This window comes from Pseudonocardia nigra (assembly GCF_019396355.1).
GTDB lineage: Bacteria > Actinomycetota > Actinomycetes > Mycobacteriales > Pseudonocardiaceae > Pseudonocardia > Pseudonocardia nigra.
Genome location: NZ_JAHKRK010000096.1, coordinates 1 through 26,617, shown reverse-complemented (window position 1 = coordinate 26,617; position 26,617 = coordinate 1). Strand labels below are relative to the sequence as shown.

Below are 26,617 nucleotides of genomic sequence, written 5' to 3'. Positions count from 1 at the left end.
GACCCACGCACCCACCCGGTCATCGTGCGAACGACCCTTTCGCGCAAACCTATTGCGCGAAAGGGCCGTTCGCGCAACGGGATCGGCGTTCACGCGGGGTGGTGCAGCGCCCGCCTCGTCGCCGGGTCGAAGACGTGGGCGCGCCGGGCGTCCACCACCAGCTCGGCGCGCTCCCCGGCGCGCAGGCGGGTGGCGGCGTCGGCCCGCGCGTACAGCCGGGCGCCGTCCGCCTCGCCGGGCAGGTCCACCTCCGCCGTCACCACGGCGTCGTGGCCGGCCGGCTCCACCCGGCGCACCGACACCGGAAGCGTCACCGAGCCGGGGTCGGCGCCGGGCCGGGCCTCCCCGACGTCCTCCGCGCGCAGGCCGAGCAGCACGGTGTCCCCGACCCGGCCGGTGAGCGCGGCGGGCACCGGGCCCCACAGCGGCAGCGTGCGGGCACCGATGCGGAACCCGGCCCCACCCGCCGCCGCCACCAATCGGGCGGGCAGCAGGCCGAGCTCCCGGCCGCCGAGGAAGCCCGCCACGAACGCGTCGACGGGCCGGTCGTACAGCCGCCGCGGCCGGTCGACCTGCACGACCTGCCCGTCGCGCAGCACCGCGATCCGGTCGGCCACCGCCATCGCCTCGACGGGGTCGGCCGCGACGTACAGCGCCCCGACGCCCGCCTCCCGCACCACCGAGACGATGGTGCGGCGGGCCCGCACCCGCTCCACGGCGTCGAGGTGGGCGAGCGGGTCGTCGAACAGGAACGCCGCGGGGGCGCGGACGAGCGCGCGGCCGATCCCGGCGAGGGTGGTCTCCCCCGCCGAGAGCGTCCGCGGCATTCGCTGCAGGAGCCGGCCCAGGCCCAGCCGCCGGCTCCGCTCGGCCACCCGGCGGCCTGCGCCCGGACCCGGCGACGGCGCGGACGCTGCCCGCGTCAGGTTCGCGGCCACGTCCAGGAACGGCAGCAGGGTGGCGGCCCGGAACACCATCCCGAGCTCCCGCTGCGGGGTCGGCACGCGCGTCACGTCGCGACCCGCGACGAGCACCCGCCCGCCCCGCACCGGCTCCAGCCCGGCGACGGCCCGCAGCGCCGTGGTCTTGCCGGAGCCCGACGGCCCGACCACCGCCAGCACCTCGCCGGGCGCGGCCAGCAACGTCACGCCACACAGCGCCGGAGGGCCGCCGCCGAACGTGACGGTGACGTCCTCGAGGCCGGTCGACCGCTCGTCGGCGCCCACGGCCGGGGACGGTAACTCCTGCTTCCGCCCCCTGTCATCCGCGTTGCCGGAGAAGCTCAGCCCGTCGCCACCGGCACCCCGGAGTCCACGGCCGCGTCGAGCACCAGCGCCGCGATCCGCTCGCGGTGTACGGCCGCGCTGCCCAGCAGGGCGGCGTCGGTGACCGCGCGCTTGACGTACAGGTGCGTCGGGTGCTCCCAGGTGAAGCCGATGCCGCCGTGCATCTGCACGGTGTCGAACGCCACCCGCTGGTAGGCCTCCGAGCAGGTGGCCTGGGCGACGCTGACTGCGAGATCCGGATCGTCCGTGCCGTCCTGCAGCGTCCACGCCGCGTGGTACGCGGCGGACCGGGCGTGCTCGACGAGCACCAGCATGTCCGCGCACCGGTGCTTGACGGCCTGGAACGAGCCGATCGGGCGGCCGAACTGCAGGCGCGTGCCCGCGTAGGCGACCGTGGTGTCGAGCAACCGCTGCGCCCCGCCGACCTGTTCCGCCGCCAGCAGTGCCGCGCCCACGCGCAGCGCCGCGGTGATCGCCCGCTCGGCGTCGGCCCCGGCGGCGAGCAGCCGGCCCGGTGTGGCGTCGAACCGGACGGTCGCCTGCCGCCGCGTCCGGTCCAGGGTGGACAGCGGCGTGCGCTCACCGCCCTCGACGGCGTACAGCCCCACGCCGTCGGCGCCCCGGGCCGCCACGAGCAGCACGTCGGCCGCGCCGTCGACCACCTGGCGCACCTCGCCGCTCAGCGCCCCGTCCGACGCCGAGACGGTGACGAGCTCCGGGTCGTACCGCCCGCTGCGGTCGGGGACGGCGAACGCGGCCATGCGGGAGCCCTCGAGCAGGTCGGCGAGCAGCTCGTCCCCACCCAGCTCCACGAGGGCGGGCACCACGAGGCCGACGGTGCCGAACACCGGCCCGGGCAGCAGCGCAGCGCCGAACTCCTCGGCAACCACGGCCTGGTCGACGAGCCCGCCGCCCGCGCCGCCCAGCGCCTCGGGCACCGCGAGGCCGAGGACGCCCAGCTCCCCGCCCAGGCGCGCCCAGACGGCCGGGTCGTGGCCGGGCTCGCCGTCCATGAGCCGCCGGACCGTCGCCTCGTCGGCGAACTCGGCGCAGAACTGCCGCACCCCGCGGCGCAGGTCCTCCTGCTCAGGTGTGAACACGAACTCAGCCACGGGGGATCTCCTTCCACGGCTTGCCGGCGTCGGCGCGCAGGTCGCCGGGCAGGCCGAGCACCCGCTCGCCCAGGATGTTGCGCAGCACCTCGGAGGTTCCCCCTTCGATCGTGTTGGCCCGCGCGCGCAGGAAGCGCTGCTGCACGGGGCCGCGGTAGTCCTCGTCGCGCTGCAGGTCCCGCATGGCGTAGGAGCCGTAGAGCGTGGCCTCCGGCCCGAGCAGCTCCATGCAGAACTCGTAGACGTGCTGGTTCAGCTCCGCCGACACGAGCTTCGCGATCGAGCCCTCCGGCCCCGGGGAGCCGGTGGTGGCGGCGCGGCGCGCGCGCTCGTCGGTGAGCCGCTGCGCCTCCGCGCGTGTCCACAGCGTCGCCAGCCTGTCCCGCAGTGCCGGGGTGTGCCGCTCCGGGTAGCGGGCCCACAGCGCCACCGCGTCGGCGATCGCGCCCGCACCGCGCACCGAGGACGAGCCGCCGATCGCGGTGCGCTCGTTCATCAGGGTGGTCATCGCGACCCGCCAGCCGTTGCCGACCGCGCCGAGCCGGTGCGTGTCGGGGATCCGCGCGTCGTTCAGGTAGACCTCGTTGAACTCGGCCTGCCCGGTCATCTGCCGCAGCGGACGGGTCTCGACGCCCGGCGCCTGCATGTCGAGCACGAAGTAGGTGAGCCCCTTGTGCTTGGGCTGGTCCGGGTCGGTGCGGGCCAGCAGCAACCCGTAGCGGGCCCGGTGCGCGAGGCTCGTCCACACCTTCTGGCCGTTGACGACCCACTCGTCGCCGTCCTGCACGGCGGACGTGGCGAGCCCTGCCAGGTCGGACCCGGCGCCGGGCTCGGAGAACAGCTGGCACCAGATGTGCTCGGTGGTGGCCAGCGGCCGCAGCAGCTCACGGGCCAGCTCCGGCGAGCCGTGCTCGAGCACCGTGGCCGCGGCCATGCCGTGGCCGATCGGGTTGAGGAAGAACGGGTTGACCCCGCCCGCGCCCTGCAGGATCGCGTCGGCCTTCGCCTGCAGGCCCCGGGAGACGCCGAGCCCACCCAGCCCCTCCGGGAAATGCACCCAGGAAAGCCCTGCGTCGAAGCATGCCCCGAGAAACTCACGCACCGGCGTGGTGCGCGGGTCGTGCGCGTCCACCACCTGCTGCGCGGTCTTCTCGACACGTGCGCTGTCGTCCATGACACCTCCGTGACGGTCGGCTCCGACCGTCACCGATCAGGGACCGGACGTCAACGGTTCCGGCGCAACTTCTTGAACGAACGATCAGGACGAGCGGTCGGGCGCTGCGCACAACCGGCGCTCGTAGCAGACCGACAGCGCGGAGCCCACGTACGGGCCGTAGAGCGGGATGCGCCGATAGCCGCACCGCTCGTAGAACGCCGTTGCGTCGGGCTGCGCGGTGCCCGTCTCCAGCCGCAGGTGCGTCCAGCCGCGCTCGGCCGCCTCCGCCTCGAGGGCCGCGAGCAGCGCGGCGGCCACCCCGCCCCGGCGTCGTTCCGGCACCACGTACATCCGCTTGACCTCGCCGAGCCCACCACCCAGCTCGCGCAGGCCGCCGCAGCCGATCGGGCGCCCGTCGGCGTCGCGCGCGAGCAGGAAGACCGCGCTGTCGGCCGCCGTCGGGGCCGGGCCCGGCTCGCTGTCCGGGGTGCCGTAGCGGGCGGCGAGCTCGGCCCGCTGGGCGTCGCGCAGGACGGCGGCGTCGGGGTGGTCGAACGGGACGGTCACGATGGACGGCCGGGTCAGGGGCAGCACGCCCGGGAGGCTACGAAGGTCTCATTGCAGGCGTGTTTCCGCCGCGTTCCAGGCGGCCGAGTCGCCGGCCGGCTCGTAGCGCACCAGCTCCTGGGTCGCGCGCAGCAACCGGCGCAGGGCGGACAGGTCCCCGCTGACGGCGCCGAGCGCGCGCGCCTGCACCAGCACGTTGCCCAGCGCGGTGGCCTCCACCGGCCCGGCGACGACGGGCAGCCCGCACGCGTCGGCCGTGAGCCGGCAGAGCAGCGCGTTGCGGGCCCCGCCACCGACGACGTGCACCACGTCGACCTCGCGCCCCGACAGCTCCTGCGCCTCCCGCACGGTGCGCCGGTGGGCCAGCGCGAGGCTGTCGAGGATGCAGCGGACCATGGCGGGGCGGCTCGCCGGGGCGGCCTGGCCGAGGCGCTCGCAGGCCGCGGAGATTCGGCCGGACATCCCGCCGGGGGCCAGGAACTCCGGGTCGGAGGCGTCGACGACCGCGGCGAGCGCCGGTTCCCGCACCGCCTGCTCCAGCAGGCCGCTCAGGTCGGGGTCGCCCCACTCCCGCAGGCACTCCTGCAGCAGCCACAGCCCCATGACGTTGCGCAGGTAGCGGACCGTCCCGTCGACGCCCAGCTCGTTGGAGAAGTTCGCCGCCCGGCCGGCCTCGGTGAGCACCGGGGCGTCCAGCTCGACCCCGACCAGCGACCACGTGCCGCAGGAGATGTAGGCGAACGGCTCGTCGGCGGCCGGGACCCCCACCACGGCGGACGCGGTGTCGTGCGAGCCCACCGCGACCAGCGGGACCGGGCCGGTCAGCCCGGTCTCGGCGAGCACGTGCGGCGCCAGCTCGGCGATCCGCTCCCCCGGCTCGACGAGCGGGGCGAACAGGCGCTCGTCAATCCCGGCGCGGGCCATCACGTCGGCCGCCCAGTCGCGCTTGCCGACGTCGAGCAGCCCGGTGGTGGACGCGTTGGTGACCTCGGCGCGCCGGGCCCCGGTGAGCCAGTGGCCGAGCAGGTCCGGTACCAGCAGCAGGTCGCGGGCCGCCGCGAGCTGCGGAGTGCCCGCCGCGGCCACGAGCTGGTAGATCGTGTTGAACGGCAGCACCTGCACGCCCGTGGTGGCGTACAGCTCCGCGGCCGGGATCGTGGTGTGCAGCCGGTCGGCCACCCCGTCGGTGCGGGCGTCGCGGTAGTGCACCGGGTTGCCCAGCAGGGCGCCGGTGGCGTCGAGCAGGCCGTGGTCGACCGCCCACGAGTCGATCCCGACCGCGTCGACCTGCCCCGCGGCGCGCAGCCCGCCCAGGATCGCGCGGTACAGCGCGAGGACGTCCCAGTACAGGGTGTCGCCCAGCCGCACCGGACCGTTGGGGAACCGCGCGACCTCGGTGAGGTCGAGCCGGTCGGGGCCGACGTCGGCCAGCATCACCCGGCCGCTCGACGCCCCGAGGTCGACGGCCGCGACCCGGACGTCCGTCATACCCGCACCTCGACGAACTCCAGGTCCAGCAGCTCGGCCACGGCGCGCAGCTCGCCGGCCCGGTGCCCGGTGCCCAGCGCCCAGTGGTGGTCGACGCCGGAGGCGCTCCAGGCGTCGGTCCACTCGCCCGGGTCGCAGCCGAAGTCCACGCGCGAGGTGGTGTTGCCGATCCGCAGCAGCGGACCGGGCACGACGGTGCCTTCGGCGGCGACCATGACGTAGCGGCCGTCGCGGCGCTGCCCGATCCCGAACGTGGTGACCGGTCCGGGTGTCACGTCGAACTCCACGGACACGCCCCAGCCGCGCTTGCCGTGGTAGACGCCCAGGCCGCGCAGCAGCGGCTTCCGCGAGCTGATCGCCAGGTGCGCCGGGCCGTCGTGGCCCATCTCGACCACGTCGTCGACGAAGTTGAGCGCCTGCAGCTCGGTGAACGACCCGCCCGCGCCGAGCCGGTCCATGACCAGCATGGCGATGGAGTTGCGCAGCTCGTACTCGCCCGCCGCCGGCACGCCGCGGGCGGTGAGCAGCGAGGCGCCGAGGATCATGCCGGCGCCGAGCTTCTCGTGCTGCTCGCCGTTGAGCCCGCGGTGGTAGTACGCGAGCGAGTCGAGCGCGAAGTCGTCGACGAGCCGGTCCAGCCCGACCGACACCCGCGCGCCCCAGGCGAGGTCGTCGGGGTTCACGGTCGTGTCTGGCTCGAACACCTCCGTCGCGAGGTCGACCCGTTCGGCGACCTGCGCGTCGGTGACGTCCTCGACCCGCACCCGCAGGTCGTCGAACTCCAGCACCTCGACGTGCCCGCCCAGCTGGGCCGTCACGCTCGTCAGGTCGGTGGAGACGTCGAGCATGCCCGGGTAGAGGTGGCCCATCAGGCCGTGGCGGCCGTGCCGCAGCGTGCCGCGCACCCCGGCGGCCTTCACCCAGCGGGCGATCCGCGCCCACGCCCGCTCGTCCTCGAGGTACCCGGACACCGACCGGAACTCCACACCGGCGCGCTCGAACGCGTTGGCCATCTCCGGCAGCGGGCAGGCCCCGCAGTAGGCCAGCCACGCGCCGGTGTCGAACGTGTCGTGGTCCATCTTCTCGGTGGGCTGCAGGTTGATCAGCAGCACCGGGGCCCCACTGCGCTGCGCCACCGGCACCAGCATCGACGCCGTCATGTACGTCGTGAGGAAGCCGACGATCAGGTCGCAGCCCGCCACCCGCAGCTTCTCCGCGGCGACCGCGCCCTCGGGGGCGTCGGAGATGAACCCGACGTCCACCACGTCGATGTCCCCGATCCGCCGCAACCGCTCGCCCATCCGCGCCGCCGAGCGCTGCAGCTGCGGGAGCAGGTCGGGGAACTGCGGCCAGTAGGCCCCCAGCCCGCCGGCCACGAGCCCCACCGTCGTCCGTCGCGGGGTGACCCGCGGCAGGAGCGCCGTTGCCTTCTCGTCGTCCACGAGGGTCACGTGTCCTCCGATCGGAGTTGCAGCAAGGTGGCTTTACTGCAGCAAGACGGCAGTAAAGCCACCTTGCTGCGGTTTTCGGGCGGGGCTGGGCTAGCGCAGGAAGGCCGCGGCCACGCCGGCGTCCACCGGGACGTGCAGGCCGGTGGTGTGGGTCAGGTCGCCGCCGGTCAGCGCGAACACCGCCGCGGCGACGTGCTCGGGCAGCACCTCGCGCTTGAGGAGGGTGCGCTGGGCGTAGAACTTGCCCAGCTCCTCCTCCGGCACCCCGTAGACGGCGGCGCGCTGGGCGCCCCACCCGCCCGCGAAGATCCCCGAGCCCCGCACCACGCCGTCCGGGTTCACGCCGTTGACCTTGATGCCGTGCTCGCCCAGCTCCGCGGCGAGCAGCCGCACCTGGTGGGCCTGGTCGGCCTTCGCCGCGCCGTACGCCACATTGTTCGGACCGGCGAACACGCCGTTCTTGCTCGCGATGTAGACGATGTCGCCACCCATGCCCTGGGCGATCATCGCCTTCGCCGCGGCCCGGGCGACGAGGAACGAGCCCTTGGCCATCACGTCGTGCTGGATGTCCCAGTCGGCCTCGGTGGTCTCCAGCAGCGGCTTGGAGATCGACAGGCCGGCGTTGTTGACCACCAGGTCGACCCCGCCGAACGCGAGCGCCGCCGCGTCGACGGCCGCGGCCACCGCGTCGGCGTCGGTGACGTCGACGGTCACCGGCACGGCAACGTCGGCCGTGCCCAGCTCCGCCGCCACGGCCGCGGCCGCGTCGGCGTCCCGGTCGGCGACGACGACGCAGGCACCCTCGGCGGCCAGCCGGGCCGCGATGGCCTTGCCGATGCCGGACCCGCCGCCGGTGACGAACGCGACCCGGGTGGCGAGCGCCTTGGGCTTCGGCATCCGCTGGAGCTTGGCCTCCTCGAGGGCCCAGTACTCGATGCGGAACTTCTCCGACTCCGGGATCGGCGCGTAGCTCGACACGGCCTCGGCACCGCGCATCACGTTGATCGCGTTGACGTAGAACTCCCCCGCCACACGCGCGGTCTGCTTGTTGGCGCCGAAGCTGAACATGCCCACACCCGGGACGAGCACGATCGCCGGGTCCGCCCCGCGCATCGGCGGGCTGTCGGGCGTGGCGTGCCGCTCGTAGTAGGCGCGGTAGTCCTCACGGTAGGTCGCGTGCAGCTCCTTCAGCCGCGCGACGACGTCCTCGACCGGAGCGTTCGCCGGCAGGTCGACCACCAGCGGCGCGACCTTGGTGCGCAGGAAGTGGTCGGGGCAGGAGGTGCCCAGCGCGGCGAGCGGGGCGAGCTTCTCCCGGGACAGGAAGTCCAGCACCACGTCCGAGTCGGTGAAGTGCCCGACCTGGCACCGGTCGGTGGACGCCAACCCGCGGATCACCGGGGCCAGCACGGCCGCGCGTCCCCGGCGCTCCTCGGCCGGGAGCGGTTCGAAGCCGGGGCGCAGCGGGCCGAACGGCTCCGCCGCACCCCGGGAGTCGATGTAGGCCTGGGCCAGCCGGATGATCTCCAGCGAGTTGCGCTCGCACTCATCGCTGGTGGCGCCCCACGCGGTGATGCCGTGGCCGCCGAGGATCACCCCGATCGCCTGCGGGTTGGCGTCCTTCACCGCGGCGATGTCGAGGCCCAGCTGGAAGCCGGGGCGCCGCCACGGCACCCACAGCACCCGGTCGCCGAAGATCTCCTTGGTGAGCGCCTCGCCGTCGGCGGCCGTGGCGATCGCGATGCCGGCGTCGGGGTGCAGGTGGTCGACGTGGTCGGCCTCCACCAGCCCGTGCATCGCCGTGTCGATCGACGGTGCCGCCCCGCCGCGGCCGTGCAGGCAGAAGTCGAACGCGGCGACCATCTCGTCCTCGCGCTCGACGCCCGGGTAGACGTCCACCAGCGAGCGCATCCGGTCCAGCCGCAGCACCGCCAGGCCCGGCTCCTTGAGCGTGCCGAGGTCGCCGCCGGAGCCCTTCACCCACAGCAGCGGGACCTGCGCGCCAGTGGCCGGGTCGGTGTCGGTGCCCTTCGCGGAGGTGTTGCCCCCCGCGTAGTTCGTGGTGGTCGGGTCGGCGCCGAGCCGGTTGCTCCGGGCGAGCAGCTCGGTGACAGCGGGATGAGTCATGGTCCCTTCCGGGGTGGGGGTGGTTCCGGGGATTGCAGCAAAGCCACTTTCCTGCAATCCGGTTGCGTGAAAGTGGCTTTGCTGCAACCGGGATGGCGGGGTTCGGGGGCGGTTACGCGCCCCAGCCGGCCTGCTGCCCGCCGACGCGCTCGGTCTCGATCTGCTGCTGGTAGCCCGACCGGTGGTAGGCCGCCACCGGGTCGGGATCCAGACCCAGCTCCTCGCGCAGCTCCCGCAGGAGCGGGCGAGCGTCGGTGGAGTAGGCGTCCATCAGCACGGCGTTGGCGCCGAGCACGTCACCGGACCGCTGGGCGGCCGCGAGCGCGTCGGCGTCGACCAGCAGTGCCTTCGCGGTGGCCTCCTGCACGTTCATGACCGACCGGATGATCGCCGGGATCTTCGCCTCGATGTTGTGACACTGGTCGAGCATGAACGCGATCCCCGCCTCGGGCCGCAACGCGTCCGCGGCGACGATCTCGTGCATGATCCGGAACAGCTGGAACGGGTCGGCCGCGCCGACCATGAGGTCGTCGTCGGCGTAGAAGCGCGAGTTGAAGTCGAACGCGCCGAGCTTCCCGGCGCGCAGCAGGAACGCAACGATGAACTCGATGTTCGTGCCGGGCGCGTGGTGCCCGGTGTCGATGCACACCGTGGCCTTGGGGCCCAGCTCGATGCAGTGCGCGAACGACGTGCCCCAGTCGGGCACGTCGGTGGTGTAGAAGGCCGGCTCGAACAGCTTGTACTCCAGCAGCATCCGCTGGTCCGGATTGTTGCGGCCGAGCCGGTCGTAGACCTCGCGCAGGGCCTCGGCGAGCCGGCCCTGGCGCGCCCGGATCGAGTCCTGGCCGGGGTAGTTCGTGCCGTCGGAGAACCACAGCTTCAGGTCGCGCGACCCGGTGGCGTCCATGACGTCGACGCACTCGAGCAGGTGGTCGGTGGCCTTGCGGCGCACCGCCGGGTCCGGGTTGGTGACGGACCCGAGCTTGTAGTCGTCGTCCTGGAAGACGTTGGCGTTGATCGCCCCGATGTCCACGCCGTGGTCGGCGGCGTACTTGGCCAGCGCCGCGTAGTCGTCCACCCGGTCCCACGGGATGTGCAGCGCCACCGTGGGCGCCACCCCGGTGAGCCGGTGCACGACGCCGGCGTCGGCGATCTTCTCCTCCGGCGTGCGCGGCACCCCGGCCTGCGCGAACACCTTGAATCGAGTGCCCGAGTTCGCATAGGCCCACGAGGGGGTCTCGATGCGCTGCTCGCGCAGGGCACTGCGCACCGCGTCGCTCACGGTCGGTTCTCCTTCGTCGTACCGGTGTCACTGCTGACGAGCTGGTCCTCCAGGTGGAAGACCTCGTCGAGGACGAGGAACCCCTCGTCCGGGCGCCGGCCCTTGAGGCCGGCGAAGAACGGGGCCATCTCGGCCTGCCACCGCGCGTTCACCTCGGTGGCGGCCATGGCCCGCTGCGCGGCGTCCAGGTCGTCGCACTCGACGTACCCGACGAGCAGCCCGTCGGCGCGCAGGTGCAGCGAGTAGTTGCGCCAGCCCGTGTCGCGCAGGGCCGCCAGCATGTCCGGCCAGACGGCGCGGTGGCGCTCCCGGTACTCGTCGAGCCGGTCGGGCCGGACCTGGAGGAGGAAGCAGTAGCGCAACGTAGTCCCCCATACGGCAGACGGCGACGACGAGAAATGAAACCTTTCAAGCACCCTAAGCGTTCGCCCGTCGACCGTCAACTGACACCCGAACCCCACGTCGCCGCGGGCAACGAGAAATATCTCAGCTGGAAGGGTCTTGTTCACAGTTTCGACCGTGACTACCCTCTCGTACTTGTTACGTTTCAAGACCGGCGCACTGCCGAGGACGTCGACGACGACGAGGAGAGTTCCATGGCCACACCGGACGCGGTCGGGGTCGCGCCCGACGGGGACGACACGACGATCAGCAAGCAGCAGTGGAAGTGGTCCGTCCTGGCCGCGATGGCCTCCTACCTCGACGCCGGGTCGATCGTGGCCCTCGGCGCCGGCCTCACGCTGTTCCAGAGCGAGCTGGGCCTGTCCAACCTCGGGGTCGGCGCGCTCGCGGCGATCGGGCCGAACGCGATCGGGTGCGCGATCGGCGCGTTCATCGGCGGCCGCCTCGGCGACAAGCTCGGCCGCAAGCGCATCTACAAGTGGGACCTGCTGGTCTACGCCCTCGGCATCCTGCTCATCGCCCTCGCGGTGAACCCCGCGATGCTCTTCGCCGGCACGTTCGTCGTCGGCGTCGCGGTCGGCGCGGACGTGCCCACGTCGCTGGCGCTGGTCGGGGAGTTCGCCCCCGCCAAGGGCCGCGGACGGCTCCTCGGGCTGACCCAGGTGGCGTGGAACCTCGGCCCGGTCGTCGTCCTGGTGCTGGCCCTGGTGCTGAGCCCGATCGGGCTGCTCGGCACACGGATCGTGTTCCTGCACCTGTTCGTGGTCGCACTCGTCACCTGGGCGCTGCGGCGCGGCATGGTGGAGTCGGCGCGCTGGACCGCGGCCGCGAACCGGGCCCGCTCGGCGGGTGAGCAGGTGCGGGAGCTGTTCCGCGGGCACAACCTGCGGGCACTGGTGTGGACCGGCACGATCTACACGTTCTGGGGGCTGGCGGCCGGCACCGCGGGGATCTTCACCCCGTACGTCATCGAGACGCTCGGGGCGGGCACGCAGGCCGCGGGCGTCGCGCTGTCCTGTGCCGGGTTCGCCATCGGCATCGTCGCCACCGTGTTCCTGTTCATGCGGTTGAACGACCGCAGCTACCGCACGCGCAGGACCATGTGGGGCGTCGGCGCGCTGCTGCAGATCGCCGCGTTCGGCATCTACCTCGTGCTGCCGTTCACCGTCCCGGTGGTGATCGCGAACATCGTACTGTTCAGCGTCGGCGGGGCGATGGCCGGGGAGCCGACGTACAAGGTGTTCAGCCAGGAGCTGTTCCCGACCATGCTGCGCGGCACCGCGCAGGGCTTCACGTTCGGCGTGGCCCGCACGCTGCTCGGCGTGTGGAGCTTCTTCGTGCCGGTGCTCGGCGCGGTCGAGATCGGGCCGGTCGCGCTGCTGCTCACCGCGTTCCTCGCCGTGAGCGGGCTCGTCGGCTTCTTCTTCATGCCCGACACCGTGGGCAAGTCGCTGGAGCAGATCGAGAGCGAGCGGGCGGGAGCGCTCGCCGCGGCAGGAGCGCGCCCGTGAGCGAGGACGTCCTGCCGGCCGGGGTCGGCGAGCTGCTCGACCGCTTCACCGATCCCGGCCCGCAGTACGGTCCGCTGCCGATCTGGTGGTGGAGCGGGGCCCGCGTCACCCGGGAGCGGCTGCGCCGGCAGATGGAGCAGCTGATCGCGGGCGGCGTGCGGCAGGCCGTGGTGCTGTGCCTGGCGCCGACCGGACCGATGTTCGGCTCGATGCCCGACGACCCGCCGTTCCTGTCGCCGGAGTGGCTGGAGCTGTTCGACGCCGCGTGCGCCGACGCCGAGGAGCTCGGCTTCTCGATCTGGATGTACGACCAGATCGGCTTCTCCGGCGCGAACCTGCAGGGGCGGCTCATCGCGGCGCACCCGGAGTTCGCCGGGCAGGCCCTGTACCGGACGCAGGGCGAGGGCACCGACGTCACGCTCACCGCGCCCGCCGGGCACACGCCGCTCGCGGCGTACGCCGTTCTCCGTTCCGGCGAGCGGGTGGCCGTCCCGCTCTCGGACGCGACGGCGCGGTGGACGGGCGAATCGGCCCACGTCACCCTCGTGCACTCGGGCACCAGCGGCAGCGGTACGGCTACGACCTGCTGTCGCAGCTGTGGGCGCTGTGGGAGCCGGACGGCTCCGCGGAGGCCGCGCGGGTGCGCCGCGACTACCACGAGCACCGCGCCACGCTCGCCCGCCGCGGCTTCTTCGACCAGCACGACGCCTGGTTCGCCGAGCGCGGGCTCGTGTGCGGCTTCGACCAGGCCTCCCCCGCCCGGGAGGGCGACCCGGTCGGCGGCGTGCACACGTACGGCGACTACCTCGGGCTGCACCGCGGCTACGGTGCCCCGGGCAGCGACCACTGGGGCGATGCGAAGGTCCACAGCTCGCTCGCCCACGCCAACGGCCACGAGCGGACGTGGATCGAGGCGTTCCACTCCTCCGGCTGGGGCGGCACGCTCGAGGAGACCTACGACTGGCTCTCGGCGTTCCTGCGCCGCGGCGCCACGCTCTACGACCCGCACGCCGTCTACTACTCCACGGTGGGGGGCTGGTGGGAGTGGGCGCCGCCGTCGACGTGCTGGCGCCAGCCCTACTGGCCGTCCTACCCCGTGTTCGCCACGGCGGTGGCCCGGCTCTGCGCGGTGCTGACGGCGGGCGAGCACGTCGCCGACGTGCTGCTGCTGTCCCCCACCACCACCGCGCAGGCGCACGTCACGCTCGCGGGCGCGCTGCCGGACGCGGAGCGCGTCAACCGGGTGTTCCGCGAGCTGAACGGCGTGAGCTCGTGGCTCGCGGAGCGCCGCGGCGGCCTCGAGCGGGCCGGGGTCGACCACGACGCCCTCGACGAGGCCACGCTCGCCCGCGGCGAGGTGACGGGTGACGGGCTGCGGGTCGGCGCGGAGACCTACCGCACGGTGGTGCTGCCCGCGACGTCCGCGCTGCACGTCGACGCGGCCCACCTGCTGCTGGGGTTCGCGGCCGCGGGCGGCCGCGTGCTGTGCGCCGACCGGGCACCGGAGCTGTTCCTCGGCGGGGCCGGCGAGGAGGTCGCGCGGGCCTTCGCCGCCGCGGTCGCCGACGGGACGATCGCGGTGCTGCCGGCCGCCGACGTCCCCGCCGCCGTTCGGCGCGGCCCGGTGCGCGTGCACGCCGACGCTCCGTTCGTGCTGCGCCGCCACGGCAGTGCCGAACATGCGGCCCACGTGCTGGCGCTGACCGCGCACGACGAGCGCACCGGCACGGCCGCTCCGATGCTGGACCTGGAGGGCTCCTGGGTCGACAGCGGGTTCACGTGGCAGGGCTACAACGACGAGATGCGCGCCACCGGCTACCGGTTCCGCCCCGTCGGGGACCGGACGGCCCGGGTCCGGGTCGAGGGCCTCGCCGCCCCCCGGGCGCAGAGCTGGTCGCCGGGTACCGGACGTCGTACCGAGCTCGCCGTCACCGCCGAGGGCGACGGCTCCTGGTCGTTCACCGTGCCCTTCGACGACGGCGCGGTCGCACTCGTCGTGCTCGCCGAGGCGCTGCCGGACGCGACGGCGGAGCCGCTCGGTCCGGTGGTCACCGACGTACCGGTCGGGCCGTGGCGCGCGCTGCCGGAGTCCACGCTGGACAACCGGTGGGGCGACCTCGCCGCGGCCGCCCGCCCGGGCGTCCTCCCGATCGAGGCGTGGCGGCTCGAGCACACGACCGGCGACCCCGGGACGTCGGAGTGGAGCCCGGTCACCGCGGGGTTCGGGCCGTTCGCGCTGGTACGGGGCCCGTGGAGCGACGGGGACCCGGAGTGGGAGCCCTCGGAGTGGTCGCTCGCCCGCGGCATCCGCGACGACCCCGCGCACGCCGAGACACTCGGCCCGAAGGGCTACGTCCCGGAGGAGTTCCTGGACCGGCGGCACGTCCGCGCGGGCGAGCGGGTGGCGGTGCGCACGCACCTGACCCTGCCCGACACGTCCGGACAGCAGCTGGCGGTCGGGGCGGGCGCGGCGCGGCGGGTGTGGGTGGACGGCGCCGAGCTGCCCGTCGAGGGGGACGGCCACCAGTCGTTCACCGCGCTCCCCGACGCGCTCGCGGGCCGGGCGGTCGCGGTGGAGATCGAGCTGACCGCCGATCGGGACGGACCGCTGCGGGCGTCCTTCGCGGTGGTCGCCGACCGCGAGGCCTACCGGCGACCGGAGTGGATGCTCCCCGACGGGCCCGTGGTGGTGGGCGAGTCGGCCGACCTCACCCTCGACGTCCCACTGACCGCGCTCCCGGCCGACCCACGGGTGCACGTCGCGTCCGATGGGGCGTGCAGCCTGCTCGTGAACGGGGTGGAGGTCGGCAGGCAAGGCGACTTCAACCCCTACCCCGACCACCGCGAGATCCGGGTGCACACCTACGACCTCGGCCCGCACCTGCGGACCGGGGAGAACGCGATCACGCTGCGCGTCACCAACCAGGGCCTCGACCCGACCGCCGCCACCCTGGACTCGCCCGCCCTGGAGCGCGGCGGGCTCGGTGTGGTTAGCGGCGCCGGGTGGACCGCGCGCCGCGACGGCGCCGAGGTGCCGCTGGTGCTGCGCCGATGGCACGCGCGCGACCCGCGGTTCGTCTGCCTGTACGCGCGACCGCACCCGCTCCCGGGCGCCGCGTGGCTCGACCCGGCGGCGGCCGCGAATGGCGTCGTGCTGCCGGTGGTGCCCGACGTCGATCCCGGCGGGGAACGCACGGAGTGGCTGCGGCTGCTCGTGCCGCCGGGCACGGTGGCGCTGCGGGTGCCGACGCCGTTGGACGTGGTCGCACTGATCGACGGGCAGGAGCTGAAGCCCGCCGACGGGGTGGTCCGGCTGCCCGCGCCCGCCCCTGCGGGCACGACCGCGCTGCTGCGGGTCGCCGCGACCGACGGCCGTCGCGGCGGCGCACTGCTCGACGGCCCGGTGGAGCTGGAGGTCACCGAGGCCGAGGTGCCGCTCGTCCCGTGGGAGGAGCTGGGGCTGCGGGCGCTGGGCGGGCAGGTGACCTACCGGACGACGGTGAGCGTGCCCGCCGTCGACGGGCACCGCACGGTGCTCGACCTCGGCGAGGTGCGCGGCACCGCCGACGTGCGGGTGAACGGGGTGCTCGCCGCGCAGCTCGTGTGGGGCCCGTGGCGCGCGGAGATCACCGAGCAGCTGCGGCCCGGCGACAACGAGATCGAGGTCGTGGTCCGCGGCACCCTGGCCGGCTACCTCGACGACGCCTCCCCCACCACGGGCGTCTACGCCGGGCAGGTCCGCGCGGGCCTCCTCGGCCCGGTCGTGCTCCGCCGCCACGCCACGCGCGAGTCGGGGTCCCCGTGAGCGCGAGTCGGGGCCCACGGGTGCGCGAGTCGGGGCCCACGGGTGCGCGAGTCGGGGTCTCGATGCGAACGGGTGAGGGATCGGACGGCGCTCACGCCGCTGCTCCACGCGCGCACGGCCCGACTCACACGCCCTCACAGCCCGACTCGCACACCCTCACAGCCCGACTCGCCGGGTCGGCGGGGGCCGGTGATCGGCGTGGCGGAGGGGGCGCGGGGTTGCGTGCCGCCCCGGGCAGGAACTGGGGGCGATTAGACTGCGCTACCGCGGCACGTCCGGGTCGCCGCAGGCCAGGTGGCACGGGGAGGCGACGCGCGTGACAGCGGGGACGAGCTCGCGCGGCGCCCCGAGCATGAAGGACGTGGCGCTGCACGCCGGCGTCTCGCTCGGCACCGTCTCCAACGTGATCAACCGGCCGCAGATGGTCAGCGAGCGCACCCGGCTGCGTGTCCAGGCCGCCATCGACGAGCTGGGCTTCGTGCGCAACGAGTCGGCCCGCCAGCTGCGTGGCGGCGGCAGCCGCACGCTCGCCTACGTCGTGCTCGACACGTCCAACCCGTTCTTCACCGACGTCGCGCGCGGTGTGCAGGACGCCGCCGACGACGCCGGCCTCGCGGTGTACCTGTGCAACAGCGGCGAGGACACCGCCCGCGAGGGCTTCTACCTGGACCTGCTCGAGCAGCAGCGGGTGGAGGGCGTGCTGATCACGCCCGTCGACGCCTCCGACCCGCGGATCACCGCGCTCGCCGCGCGCGGCACGCCCGTCGTGGTCGTCGACCGCGGGGCCGGGCCCGGGCGCTGCTCCGTCGCCGTCAACGACGTGCTCGGCGGCGACCTCGCCGTCACGCACCTGCTCGAGACCGGGCACCGGCGCATCGCGTTCGTCGGCGGCCCACGGGCGATCGGACAGGTCGCCGACCGCATCAGCGGCGCCGAGCTGGCGGTCGAGCGGGCGGGCGAGGGCGAGCTGACGATCCTGGAGACCGCGGCGCTGAACGTCGCCGAGGGCCGCCGCGCCGGCGAACGGCTCGCCGGCCTCCCCGCCGCGCGCCGCCCCACCGCGGCGTTCTGCGCCAACGACCTGCTCGCGCTCGGGCTGCTGCAGCAGATGGTCCGCCTCGGCCTGCGGGTGCCCGACGACCTCGCGATCGTCGGCTACGACGACATCGACTTCGCGGAGGCGGCCGCGGTGCCACTCACCTCGGTGAGCCAGCCCCGCCAGCTGCTCGGGCGCACGGCGGCGGAGCTGCTCCTCGCCGAGTCGCGCGACGGCGACCGCCACGAGCACCAGCAGCTCGTGTTCGCCCCGGAGCTCGTGGTCCGGGCCTCCACCCGGCTGCGCCCCACGTGAGCCGCGTTCACTCCACCCCGGAGTCGCGGTAGTAGCCCTCGATGTGGGCGCGGACCTCGCGCTCGGCGTCGTCGGCCCGCCCCTCGCACACCGCGGCGTGGATGCGGCGGTGCTCGGCGCGCAGCCGCCGCGCGACCCCCGGCCAGTCGGTGAGCCGCCGCGCACCGGCGCCGATGTAGTCGCGCACGGCCCCGCGCAGGCTGGTCATCACCGCGGTGACGAGCACGTTCCCGGCGAGCCCGACGAGGGCCGCGTGGAAGTCGCCGTCGAGGTCGAGGAACCGGTCGGGGGCGAGGCCGGGGTCGTCCATCGCGTCGAGCAGCGCCGCCGTCCGCCTCAGCACCTCCCCGTCGGCCCGCGCGCCCGTGCGCACCGCCGCCTCGCGTACCCCCCAGCTCTCCACGAGCAGCCGCAGCTGCACGACGTCGCGCACCGGTACGCCGGTGGTGGCCACGTGCAGCCGCAGCGCCGCACCGAGCCCGGCGGCCGGGTCGGCGATGAGCACCGCGCCCGCCTCGGGCCCGGAGCCGGTGGCGGTGCGGATGACGCCGAGCGCCTCCAGCACCCGGATCGCCTCGCGCACCGACGGGCGTGAGACCCCGAGCTGCTCGGCGAGCACCCGCTCGCCGGGCAGCCGCTCCCCCAGCCGGAGCCGTCCCGCGGCGACGTCACCCTCGATCCGGGCGAGGACGAGCTCGTGGGTGCGCACGAAGCGCAGCCTAATCGGGAGTGGTCGGACCACAGGGGCCTATGCTGTGGCCTGACCACAGGAGGCGACATGCGGATCGCGCTGTTCGTGACCTGCCTGGGGGACGCGCTGTACCCCCAGGTCGGCCAGGCCACGGTCGCGCTGCTGGAGAGGCTGGGCCACGAGGTCGTGTTCCCCGCCGGGCAGACGTGCTGCGGGCAGATGCACGTGAACACCGGCTACCAGCGCGAGGCGGTGCCGCTGGTGCGTCATCACGTCGAGACGTTCGAGCCCTACGACGTCGTCGTCGCGCCGTCCGGCTCGTGCGTGGGCTCGGTCCGCCACCAGCACGCCATGATCGCATCCAAGGCGGGCGACGAGGCGCTGGCCGGCCGCGCGACGGCGGTGGCTGAGCGCACCTTCGAGCTGTCGGAGCTGCTGGTGGGCGTGCTCGGTGTGGAGGATGTCGGCGCCTACTACCCGCACCGCGTCACCTACCACCCCACCTGCCACTCGCTGCGGATGCTGCGCGTGGACGACAAGCCGCTGCGGCTGCTGCGCCACGTCCGCGGCATGACGCTGCTCGAGCTGCCGGAGGCCGAGCAGTGCTGCGGCTTCGGCGGCACGTTCGCGCTGAAGAATGCCGACACCTCCACCGCGATGCTGGCCGACAAGATGAAGAACGTGCTGGCCACCGGCGCAGAGGTCGCGACGGCGGGCGACGCGTCCTGCCTGATGCACATCGGCGGCGGCCTGTCCCGCCTGCGGACCGGCACCCGCACCGTCCACCTCGCGGAGATCCTGGCAGGCACGGAATGACCCGCCCGGATTGCAGCAAAGCCACTTTCACGCAACCCCGTGGCATGAAAGTGGCTTTGCTGCAACGAGGGCGGCCGGCACAACGCACGGGAGACCAGCTGTGAGCACCTTCCTCGGCGTCCCGGCCCCGCGCGGTGTCGGGCACCTGCGCGGTGAGCAGTCCTTCCCCGACGCCGCCCGCCCGGCGCTGGCCGACTCGCAGCTGCGCCGCAACCTCGGCCACGCCACGCGCACGATCCGCGACAAGCGCGCCCGGGTCGTCGGCGAGCTCGACGACTGGGAGGAGCTGCGCCGCGCGGGCGAGGCCCTCAAGGCCGCCACGATGGCGCGCCTGGACGAACACCTGGAACGCCTGGAGCGGGAGGTCACCGCCCGCGGCGGCACCGTGCACTGGGCCCGCGACGCGTACGAGGCCAACGCGATCGTCACCCGACTGGTGCGGGAGACCGGCGAGACCGAGGTCGTCAAGGTCAAGTCGATGGCCACGCAGGAGATCGGGCTCAACGAGGCGCTGGAGGCCGCGGGCGTCATGGCGCACGAGACCGACCTCGCCGAGCTGATCGTGCAGCTCGGCGGCGACCTGCCCTCGCACATCCTGGTGCCGGCCATCCACCGCAACCGCGCGGAGATCCGGGAGATCTTCCTGCGCGAGATGCCCGGGGTGGACCCGGAGCTCACCGCGGAGCCGCGGCGGCTCGCGATGGCCGCCCGCGCCCACCTGCGCGAGCGGTTCCTGCGGGCCAAGGTCGCGATCTCCGGCGCGAACTTCGGGGTGGCCGACACCGGCACGCTGCTCGTCGTGGAGTCCGAGGGCAACGGCCGGATGTGCCTGACCCTCCCGGAGACCCTGATCACCGTGATGGGCATCGAGAAGGTCGTGCCGACGTGGCAGGACCTCGAGGTGTTCCTGCAGCTGCTGCCGCGATCGTCCACCGGTGAGCGGATGAACCCCTACACGTCGGCCTGGACCGGGGTGACGCCCGGCGACGGCCCACAGACGTTCCACCTGGTGCTGCTGGACAACGGGCGCACCGCCACCCTCGGCGACGCCGAGGGCCGCACGGCGCTGCACTGCATCAAGTGCTCGGCGTGCATGAACGTCTGCCCGGTCTACGAGCGCACCGGTGGGCACGCGTACGGCTCGGTCTACCCCGGCCCGATCGGCGCGGTGCTGTCCCCGCAGCTCACCGGCGTGGAGGACAACGCCTCGCTGCCCTACGCCTCCAGCCTGTGCGGGGCGTGCTTCGACGCGTGCCCCGTGCGCATCGACATCCCGTCCCTGCTCGTGCGGCTGCGGGCGCAGCACGTCGACGCGCAGCGGGCCCGCCGGGTGCCCACCGCCGAGGCCGTGGCGATGGCGGCCGCGTCCTGGGTGATGTCCTCCCCGTCCCGGTTCGCCGCGGCGGAGAAGGCGTCGCGGGCCGGGCGGCTGCTCGGCCGGGCGGGCCGGATCTCGACGCTGCCGCCGCCGATGTCGGCCTGGACGGCGAGCCGGGACGCGCCGCAGCCGCCGAAGGAGACGTTCCGCGAGTGGTGGGCCCGGGAACGAGGGGGAGATCGGTGAGCGAGCGTGCGAGCGGATCGTCGGCCCAGCGTGCTCGCGAGGACGTGCTCGGCAGGATCCGGGCCGCCAACGCGGCGGCCGGGTCTCCCCCGCCGCCCGCGGTCCCGCGCGACTACCGCACCGCGGGCACGCTGGAGCGCGGGCCGCTGCTCGACCTGCTGCGCGACCGGCTCGTCGACTACCAGGCCACCGTGCTCGACGCCCGGGCCGACGACACGGCCCCGGACGGCGTCGCCGAGGCGATCCGCGGCGCGCTGGCCGAGGTGGACGGGCCGGTGGTCGTCCCGCCGGGCCTGCCCGACGGCTGGGTGCCGGACGGGACCGCCGACGACGGGCAGCTGTCCGCGGACGAGCTCGACGGGTACGCGGCCGTCGTCACCGCCTGCGCGGGCGCGTGCGCCGAGACCGGCACGATCGCCCTCGACGGCTCCCCCGACCAGGGTCGGCGCGCGATCACGCTCGTGCCGGACGTGCACGTGTGCGTCGTCCGGGCCGAGCAGGTCGTCCAGACGGTCCCGGAGCTGCTCGCGCGGCTGGAGCCGACCCGGCCCACCACGTTCGTCAGCGGGCCGTCGGCCACGAGCGACATCGAGCTGCAGCGCGTGGAGGGCGTGCACGGGCCGCGCACGCTGGTCGTGGTGCTGGTGGCCTGACCGGCCGTCGTGACGTCGCTCCCTTGTCACCCGAAGGGGTGCCGCGGACGGGGGTGCGCTGGCTACGGTCGGGGCGCTCCCCGTCCCCCGGAAGGACCGCCATGTCGACCTGCCCCGATCCGGCGCGCTCCCCGTCCCCGATCGACGCGTTGGTGCAGTGGCGCTCGGACCGCTGCCTCGCGCGGCTGCACGACGAGCTCGGCGCGCCGGGGCTGGCCGCGGCGGCGACCCTGCCGGGTCTGTCGGCGGCGGTCGACCAGCACGCGGCCGCCGTGCGCGACATCCTGCGCTGGGGCGTGGACGGGTCCGGGCGCGCCGGGTCGGCGGTGCTGCTCGCCGGCTACGCCCGCGGCCTGCTTGCCCGCGCGGGCACCGACACCCGTGCGATGGGCGAGCGCGTCGGGACCCGCTGGGAGGACGCCGACTGGCTGGTGCTGCGGCTGCTCGCGGTCTGTGCGCTCGCCGCCGGCACTCTGTTCTCCACGTTCCCCGAGCTCGACGGGGTCGCCTGACGCACGACGGGGGCCGGCGCCGGCCCCGTCGAGGGGCGGCACCGGCCCGCGTGCGTGCGGCTACGACCGCGGCGGCTCCTGCGCGCGCTGCGTCGGCGTGCCGGCACCGACCTGCTCCGCCGGTGCGGCAGCGCCCGTCGCGGTACCCGTGGTCGTCCCGGTGGCCGCCGTGGCGTGCCTGCCGGCGTCCTCGTGGCCGCGCTGGTAGGCCTCGGCGTGCGCCTTGGCCTGCGGCGCCTCCTCCTCCGCGCGGGACAGCCAGCGCTCCCACCGCTGCTGCATCGGGCGGATCAGACCGCCGCCGACCCCGACGACGAGGATCCCGCCGATCGTCGCCAGCACCGTGACCAGCACGGGGAGCGTCACCGCGATCGCGACGCCGATCTGGGACAGCGCGGCGATCACGCCCAGCCCGATGATGAACACCGAGGCGACGGTGGCCACCATCCGTCCGTAGGACAGCCCCCCGAGCGCGCCGGAGATCAGATCCTTCACGGCGGAGGCGATGGCCGAGGCGACCACCACGATGACGATCGCGACCGCCAGCTTGGGCAGGAACGCGACGATCCCGGCGAGCAGGGCGCTGATCGGGTTGTCGCCGAAGGCGCCGAACGCCAGCTGCAGGGTGAGCAGCAGCACTGCGTAGTACACGAGCATCGCGATCAGGTCGCTGGCGTCGTACTTCGACCGCGCCAGCGCCTGGCCGATCCCGCCGCGCTCCACGGCGCGGTCGAACCCGACGCGCTCCAGCACCGCGTTCGTCACCTTCCGCAGCGCCTTCGCGATCAGCCAGCCGATCAGCAGGATGACCAGGAACAACAGCAACTTCGGCACGAACGTCGCGACGACGCTCATCCCGTCGCGCAACGCCGCCATGAGGCTGTCGAGCATCTCCCTCACCTTTCCCGGTTGCGCCCCGCCGGCGGCTTCGTCGTCGACGGGGTCAGCGCGCGGGTACCCGGGGGATCGGCGAAGTGATCACGCAGTGCCCCGTCCGGGGGACGACCGGTGGACCGGCAGGGCCGCCGTGCTGGCAGCCTGACGCTTATGAGCAGTGATCACCCGGCCCATGGGCTGGTGCCCCGGCCCCGCGCGGTGCAGCCGCGCGCCGGGCACGTCGACCTGCCCGACGGCGCCGTCGTCGTCGCCCATCCCGACCTGCGCGCCGCCGCCCGCTGGTGGCGCCGGACCTGCGAGGACGCCTTCGGCGTGGCGTGGGACGAGCGAGGCCCGGACACGTCCGGCGCCGTGGCGTTCGCCCTCGACGCCGACCTGCCCGCCGGCGGGTACGCGCTCGACGTCGGCGACGGGCGCGTCGACGTCCGGGCACCCGACGCGGCAGGCGCGCATGCCGCGGCGCAGACGCTGCGCCAGCTGCTCGGCCCGGCTGCGTTCCGCCGCGCCGGCACCGGTCCCGTCCGGGTCCCGTGCGTGACGATCTCCGACGCCCCGCGGTGCGGCTGGCGCGGCGTGCTGCTCGACGTCGCGCGGCACTTCCTGCCGAAGGACGGCGTGCTGCGGATGGTCGACCTGGCCGCGGCGCACAAGCTCAACGTGCTGCAGCTGCACCTGACCGACGACCAGGGCTGGCGGGTCGAGATCCGCTCCCGGCCCCGGCTCACCGAGGTCGGGGCCTGGCGGACCGGGTCCCAGCGGGGCGCGCTGCGCGACACCCCGGCTGACGCGACCCCGCACGGCGGCTACTACACGCAGGACGACCTGCGCGAGATCGTCGCGTACGCGGCGGCGCGCGGCGTCACCGTGGTGCCGGAGATCGACCTCCCCGGACACTCCCAGGCCGCTATCGCCGCCTACCCCGAGCTCGGCATGCCCGGTACAGCGGGCGCCGTCGGCACCGCGTGGGGCATCACCGACGGGGTGGTGCGCCCGACCGGGGCGACGGTGGAGTTCTTCACCGACGTCCTCGACGAGGTGCTGGAGGTGTTCGACGCCCCCGTGATCCACCTCGGCGGCGACGAGGTCCCCACCACCGCGTGGCGCGACGACGGCGAGCTCGTCGCCCACGCCGCGGAGCTGGGCCTGTCCTCCGTCGACGGCCTGCACAGCTGGTTCGTCGCCCGGCTGGCCGCGCACCTGTCCGCCCGCGGGCGGCGAGCCGCCGTCTGGGACGAGGCATTGGGCCCCGATCTGCCCGCGGCCGCCGTCGTCATGTCCTGGCGCGGCGTCGCCCAGGGCGCGCAGGCCATCGCGGGCGGCTGGGACGTCGTCATGGCTCCCGAGCAGTTCGTCTACCTCGACCACCGGGCGGCCGACGGGCCCGACGAGCCGGTGCCCGTCGGGTTCGTGCGCACCGTCGACGACGTGTACGGCTTCGACGTCAGCCCGCCCCCGGTGCGCACCGCGCTGGACGCCTCCGCCCCTGGCAGGCTCCTGGGCGCGCAGGCCGCCCTGTGGACCGAGCACCTCGACTCCGGCCGGCGCGTCGACTACGCCGCGTTCCCGCGGCTCGCCGCGTTCGCCGAGGCCGTGTGGAGCGACGAGGCACAGCGCGACCTCGCCGACTTCCGCCGCCGGCTCACCACCCACCACCTGCCCCGCCTCGACGCGGCGGGCGTCGAGTACCGGCCCGAGACCGGGCCGCAGCCCTGGCAGCGCCGCCCCGGCGTCCCCGGCCGCCCCCGCGACCTCGCCGAGGAGTGGGCCGAGGGCGGCTGGGCCGGGATGGGCGGGTGGCGGGAGCCGTAGCCGGCCCGACCGGCGCCCGTGGCGGGCCCGCCCCCTTGCAGCAAAGCCACTTTGCTGCAACGGGGTTGCGTGAAAGTGGCTTTGCTGCAATCCGTCGCCCGCCCGCCCGCCCGCTCCGCGTTGACGGCTCGCTCCGCGATCTTCGCTCAGCGTCGTCACAGCCACCCGCTCCTACCGTCGGACCGGTACGTCGACGAGAGGGGAGCAATGCGGAAGCGATCCGACCGGTTGGGGCGACACCGCGGGGTCCGCGGGCTGTTGTGGAGCGCGATCGCGCGCGTCACCGCCGTCGGTGTCGTCACCGCCTGCTCCACCACCCCCGAGCCGGGCACGGCGCGCCCCGTCACCCCGCCGTCCGGCGACGGCTCCGTGGCCGAGGGGCTGGGGCTGTCGGTCTCCGAGGACGGCCGCCGCCTCGTGGGCGCCGCAGGTGAGCCCTTTTTCTGGCTCGGCGACACCGCATGGAGCATGCCGGTCAACCTCGACCGCGAGGAGGTCGCCACCTACCTCGACAAGCGGGTCGAGCAGGGCTACAACGTCATCCAGACCGTGGCGATCTTCCCGCACGCCGGCGGTCCCGGGCCCAACCGGTACGGCGACGACCCCTACGACGGAGAGCTCGGCAACCTCGTCGTCACCGAGGGCTCCGACCCCGGCGACGACGCCCAGTACGACTACTGGGACCACCTCGACCACATCATCGCCGAGGCCGCCGCCCGCGGCCTGCGGGTCGCGCTGTTCCCCGCGTGGGGCGACGCGCAGGTCGGCGACCTGCTCACCGAGGACAACGCCGCCGCCTACGGGGAGTTCCTCGGCGCCCGCTACGGCGAGGACGTGATCTGGGTGATGGGCGGCGACGAGTCCGCCGACGGCGTCGAGGACGTCTGGCGGGAGCTCGCCAAGGGCGTCGCGACCGGGGCCACCGGGAGCGAGGACTACTCGACCACGCTGATGACCTACCACCCGATCGGCGACCGCAGCTCCGCCGAGTGGTTCCACGACGACGAGTGGCTGGACTTCAACATGGTCCAGGGCGGGCACTGCCTGCGCTACGACGTGCGGCAGGAGATCGTCGACGACACCTACGGGGAGGACCCGGTCAAGCCGTTCCTCGACGGCGAGCCCATCTACGAGGAGCACCCCTACTGCTGGGAGCCCGAGGACGGCTACTCCACCGCGCAGGACGTGCGCCGCGACGCCTACTGGTCGGTGTTCGCCGGCGCGCTCGGCCACACCTACGGCCATCACAGCGTCTGGCAGTTCACCTCCGACGACCGGCCCGCCGTGCTCGACGCCCGGATGGACTGGATGTCGGCGCTTGACGACGAGGAGCCTGGCAGATGCAGCACCTGAAGGCGCTGATGGAGTCGCGGCCGTGGTGGACCGGCGTGCCCGACGACGAGGTCGTCACCTCCGACATCGGCGAGGGCCCGTCGCGGCTGCAGGCCACGCGCGCCGAGGACGGCTCCTACCTGATGGTCTACTCGCCGGACGGGGCGCCGTTCGAGGCCGACCTGTCGGTGCTCGCCGGCGACGAGGCCCGCACCTGGTGGTTCGACCCGCGCACGGGTGAGGCCACCGACGCCGGCACGGTGCCCGCCACCGGCACCTCGTTCACACCCCCGTCGCAGGACGACTGGGTGCTCGTCGCCGACGACGCCTCCCGGGGCTTCGAGGCCCCCGGCTCGGCCCCGCTGTCGGGCGACTGACGCAGGTACCGGTAGTTCGGGGCCGCAGTCGCATGGCGTGCACCACCGTGACGGGCTCACCCGGTGCGACCACGACCTCCAGCAGGTCACGCTTCCGGGTGAGTCCGATGTGCAGCACGACGTCACCCTGGGTGATGCTGCGGACCGGCTCGCGGAGCACCCGCCGGATGTCGTCGGGTGCGACGCCGTGCTTGCGGGCGCTGCTGGTCAATCGCACGCCCTCCAGCGTACGGGCAACGCATCGTCACGGTCCGGGCACCGCTCGTGACATTTCCGCGAATTCCGGGAAAGTGTCCCGCCGGGGTAGCTATTCAGTACGTCCGGAGCTGTTGGTGACGTGATCGGGCCCGGCGTGGCGGCTTGATCGTCGGCGTGGTGGCGCGATCATGGACGGATGTCGGACTCGCTGCCGCCGTCCGTGGCGGAGC

Annotated in this window: 21 protein-coding genes; 10 read left to right on the top strand and 11 right to left on the bottom strand. The window is 74.3% G+C overall.

Annotated elements, in window-relative coordinates:
• Nucleotides 1-89: 89 nt before the first annotated feature.
• From KME75_RS22345 to KME75_RS22305, 9 genes are all read right to left on the bottom strand, one after another.
• Nucleotides 90-1,226 (bottom strand): ABC transporter ATP-binding protein, encoded by a 1,137-nt coding sequence (locus KME75_RS22345; RefSeq protein WP_219416824.1) that lies wholly within the window; start codon nucleotides 1,224-1,226, stop codon nucleotides 90-92.
• A 56-nt stretch (nucleotides 1,227-1,282) separates the two neighbouring features.
• Nucleotides 1,283-2,398, bottom strand: coding sequence for an acyl-CoA dehydrogenase family protein (locus tag KME75_RS22340; protein WP_219416823.1), 1,116 nt, complete (start codon nucleotides 2,396-2,398; stop codon nucleotides 1,283-1,285).
• On the bottom strand, nucleotides 2,391-3,572 hold the full coding sequence (locus KME75_RS22335; protein ID WP_219416822.1) for an acyl-CoA dehydrogenase family protein: 1,182 nt from the start codon (nucleotides 3,570-3,572) through the stop codon (nucleotides 2,391-2,393). The genes KME75_RS22340 and KME75_RS22335 overlap by 8 nt, the downstream gene beginning before the upstream one ends.
• A gap of 84 nt (nucleotides 3,573-3,656) precedes the next feature.
• A complete protein-coding gene (locus KME75_RS22330; RefSeq protein ID WP_308282985.1) occupies nucleotides 3,657-4,148 on the bottom strand; it encodes a GNAT family N-acetyltransferase in 492 nt (163 codons plus the stop codon).
• 21 nt (nucleotides 4,149-4,169) lie between these two features.
• Nucleotides 4,170-5,609: a rhamnulokinase gene (locus tag KME75_RS22325; RefSeq protein ID WP_219416821.1), complete on the bottom strand. Its 1,440-nt coding sequence runs from the start codon at nucleotides 5,607-5,609 to the stop codon at nucleotides 4,170-4,172.
• Nucleotides 5,606-7,060 (bottom strand): arabinose isomerase, encoded by a 1,455-nt coding sequence (locus tag KME75_RS22320; RefSeq protein ID WP_372452642.1) that lies wholly within the window; start codon nucleotides 7,058-7,060, stop codon nucleotides 5,606-5,608. The genes KME75_RS22325 and KME75_RS22320 overlap by 4 nt, the downstream gene beginning before the upstream one ends.
• 90 nt (nucleotides 7,061-7,150) lie before the next feature.
• Nucleotides 7,151-9,187, bottom strand: coding sequence for a bifunctional aldolase/short-chain dehydrogenase (locus KME75_RS22315; protein ID WP_219416820.1), 2,037 nt, complete (start codon nucleotides 9,185-9,187; stop codon nucleotides 7,151-7,153).
• A 112-nt stretch (nucleotides 9,188-9,299) separates the two neighbouring features.
• A complete protein-coding gene (rhaI, locus tag KME75_RS22310; RefSeq protein WP_308282984.1) occupies nucleotides 9,300-10,469 on the bottom strand; it encodes an L-rhamnose isomerase in 1,170 nt (389 codons plus the stop codon).
• Nucleotides 10,466-10,831 (bottom strand): L-rhamnose mutarotase, encoded by a 366-nt coding sequence (locus tag KME75_RS22305; RefSeq protein ID WP_219416819.1) that lies wholly within the window; start codon nucleotides 10,829-10,831, stop codon nucleotides 10,466-10,468. Before KME75_RS22305 ends, rhaI begins: the two co-directional genes overlap by 4 nt.
• A 234-nt stretch (nucleotides 10,832-11,065) precedes the next feature.
• Between KME75_RS22305 and KME75_RS22300 the strand changes: the two genes are divergently transcribed.
• The 3 genes from KME75_RS22300 (at nucleotide 11,066) to KME75_RS22290 (ending at nucleotide 17,538) form a co-directional block, all read left to right on the top strand.
• Entirely contained in the window at nucleotides 11,066-12,382 is a 1,317-nt protein-coding gene (locus KME75_RS22300; RefSeq protein ID WP_246632594.1) for an MFS transporter, read from the top strand.
• Nucleotides 12,383-12,896: 514 nt separating this feature from the next.
• Nucleotides 12,897-16,187, top strand: a complete 3,291-nt coding sequence (locus tag KME75_RS22295) for a hypothetical protein (protein WP_219416818.1) — start codon at nucleotides 12,897-12,899, stop codon at nucleotides 16,185-16,187.
• A 352-nt stretch (nucleotides 16,188-16,539) separates the two neighbouring features.
• Entirely contained in the window at nucleotides 16,540-17,538 is a 999-nt protein-coding gene (locus tag KME75_RS22290; protein WP_219416826.1) for a LacI family DNA-binding transcriptional regulator, read from the top strand.
• A 7-nt stretch (nucleotides 17,539-17,545) separates the two neighbouring features.
• Here KME75_RS22290 and KME75_RS22285 read toward each other — a convergent pair whose 3' ends face one another.
• Nucleotides 17,546-18,247, bottom strand: coding sequence for a FadR/GntR family transcriptional regulator (locus tag KME75_RS22285; protein ID WP_219416817.1), 702 nt, complete (start codon nucleotides 18,245-18,247; stop codon nucleotides 17,546-17,548).
• Between the two features lie 69 nt (nucleotides 18,248-18,316).
• Here KME75_RS22285 and KME75_RS22280 point away from each other — a divergent pair, with 69 nt between their 5' ends.
• From KME75_RS22280 to KME75_RS22265, 4 genes are all read left to right on the top strand, one after another.
• Complete coding sequence (locus KME75_RS22280; RefSeq protein ID WP_219416816.1) at nucleotides 18,317-19,045, top strand: (Fe-S)-binding protein; 729 nt, start codon at nucleotides 18,317-18,319, stop codon at nucleotides 19,043-19,045.
• Nucleotides 19,046-19,145: 100 nt separating this feature from the next.
• Nucleotides 19,146-20,609, top strand: a complete 1,464-nt coding sequence (locus KME75_RS22275) for a LutB/LldF family L-lactate oxidation iron-sulfur protein (protein WP_219416815.1) — start codon at nucleotides 19,146-19,148, stop codon at nucleotides 20,607-20,609.
• Nucleotides 20,606-21,262: a LutC/YkgG family protein gene (locus tag KME75_RS22270; protein ID WP_219416814.1), complete on the top strand. Its 657-nt coding sequence runs from the start codon at nucleotides 20,606-20,608 to the stop codon at nucleotides 21,260-21,262. The genes KME75_RS22275 and KME75_RS22270 overlap by 4 nt, the downstream gene beginning before the upstream one ends.
• 101 nt (nucleotides 21,263-21,363) lie before the next feature.
• Nucleotides 21,364-21,774, top strand: a complete 411-nt coding sequence (locus KME75_RS22265; RefSeq protein ID WP_219416813.1) for a DUF6401 family natural product biosynthesis protein — start codon at nucleotides 21,364-21,366, stop codon at nucleotides 21,772-21,774.
• 60 nt (nucleotides 21,775-21,834) lie between these two features.
• Here the strand turns inward: KME75_RS22265 and KME75_RS22260 are convergent, their stop codons facing one another.
• Nucleotides 21,835-22,665 (bottom strand): mechanosensitive ion channel family protein, encoded by an 831-nt coding sequence (locus KME75_RS22260; RefSeq protein ID WP_246632593.1) that lies wholly within the window; start codon nucleotides 22,663-22,665, stop codon nucleotides 21,835-21,837.
• Between the two features lie 156 nt (nucleotides 22,666-22,821).
• On the opposite strand from KME75_RS22260, the gene KME75_RS22255 reads away from it, so the two are divergent.
• The 3 genes from KME75_RS22255 to KME75_RS22245 all read left to right on the top strand — a co-directional run bounded on the left by KME75_RS22255 (nucleotide 22,822) and on the right by KME75_RS22245 (nucleotide 26,189).
• The gene (locus KME75_RS22255; RefSeq protein ID WP_219416812.1) at nucleotides 22,822-24,480 is read left to right on the top strand and encodes a beta-N-acetylhexosaminidase; all 1,659 of its coding nucleotides are present in this window, start codon (nucleotides 22,822-22,824) and stop codon (nucleotides 24,478-24,480) included.
• 207 nt (nucleotides 24,481-24,687) lie between these two features.
• The gene (locus KME75_RS22250) at nucleotides 24,688-25,833 is read left to right on the top strand and encodes a glycoside hydrolase family 140 protein (RefSeq protein WP_219416811.1); all 1,146 of its coding nucleotides are present in this window, start codon (nucleotides 24,688-24,690) and stop codon (nucleotides 25,831-25,833) included.
• On the top strand, nucleotides 25,821-26,189 hold the full coding sequence (locus KME75_RS22245; protein ID WP_219416810.1) for a putative collagen-binding domain-containing protein: 369 nt from the start codon (nucleotides 25,821-25,823) through the stop codon (nucleotides 26,187-26,189). Before KME75_RS22250 ends, KME75_RS22245 begins: the two co-directional genes overlap by 13 nt.
• Nucleotides 26,190-26,617: the final 428 nt, after the last annotated feature.